1 protein-coding gene is annotated in these 1,167 nt (G+C 67.4%); it reads left to right on the top strand.

Features of this window, described 5'->3' with window-relative positions; genetic code table 11:
* Positions 1-396: 396 nt before the first annotated feature.
* On the top strand, positions 397-1,167 hold a 771-nt coding region (locus tag EOA27_RS37320; protein WP_127258816.1), incomplete at its 3' end, for a diaminopropionate ammonia-lyase.

Below are 1,167 nucleotides of genomic sequence, written 5' to 3'. Positions count from 1 at the left end.
GCTCGGGCGTGCTCGTCAATGCGATCTGTCCAGGCTGGGTCGCGACCGACATGGGCGGACCGGGCGGACGCCCGGTGGCGCAAGGCGCTGCCGGCATCGTCTGGGCCGCGACCTTGCCCGACGACGGCCCGACCGGCGGCTTCTTTCGCGATGGCAAGCGCTTGCCGTGGTGAATTGTCGGCTTTCGGCTCCACACCGGCACCTCCACGCCCGCACCCTGCAACCGAAGCGAAATACCCCCAAAAATAGTCAAGTTGGCGGTGTCGAGCCCTCCGAAACGAACATCCGGCGACATCCAATCGAAACAAACTTCAATCACTTAGCCAATGAAAGCGTCCAGAATCGCGCCCGAATCAGGCCCGCGGACAGAGTTCAGTGCCTCGCAGGAAGACTAGCATGCTGCTTCTCAACCAACGCCCAGAACACAACCAGCCGTTGGTTGCCGCCGATGCCGAGTCGCTCGGCAGGGCGGGAGGAGAGCGGGCCGAGCGTTACCTCAAGGCGCGCCAAAGCGATGCCGAAACACCGCTGCATGCCTTGCCGGCATTGGCCGGCGAGCTCGGCATCGCCGCGCTTCATGTCAAGGATGAGGGCCAGCGTCTTGGCCTTGGCTCCTTCAAGGCGCTGGGCGGGGCCTATGCCGTCATGCGGCTGGTGCTGGAGGAGGCCGGCAAGTGGCTCGGGCGAGACGTCGACATCGGCGAGATAAACGACGCCCGGGTGCGCCAGATCGCCTCCGGCATGATCTTCGTCTGCGCCACCGACGGCAACCATGGCCGCTCGGTCGCGCAGGGCGCCAGCCTCGTCGGCGCGCGGTCGGTGATCTTCGTCCATGCCGGCGTAAGCCGCGAGCGGGTCGCGGCCATCGCCCGCTTCGGCGCCGAGATCGTTGAGGTCGAGGGCGGCTATGACCATGCGGTGCGCGAGGTCGCGCGCGTCGGCGCCGAGCGCGGCTGGAAGATCGTCTCCAACACTTCCTGGCTCGGCTATGAGCGCGTCCCCGGCCTGGTCATGCAGGGCTATACGGTGATCGTGCGCGAGACGCTGCGGCGTCTGCCCGAGCCGCCAACGCATGTCTTCCTGCAGGCCGGCGTCGGCGGCTTCGCGGCCGCGATCGCCGGCCTGCAGGAAGACATGCGTTGGCGGCTCGGGCAGACGCCGCAGCGT

This window comes from Mesorhizobium sp. M2A.F.Ca.ET.037.01.1.1, from assembly GCF_003998075.1.
Taxonomy (GTDB): domain Bacteria; phylum Pseudomonadota; class Alphaproteobacteria; order Rhizobiales; family Rhizobiaceae; genus Mesorhizobium.
Note: the sequence above shows the minus strand (reverse complement) of the source record. Positions and strands in the feature narration are given on the sequence as shown.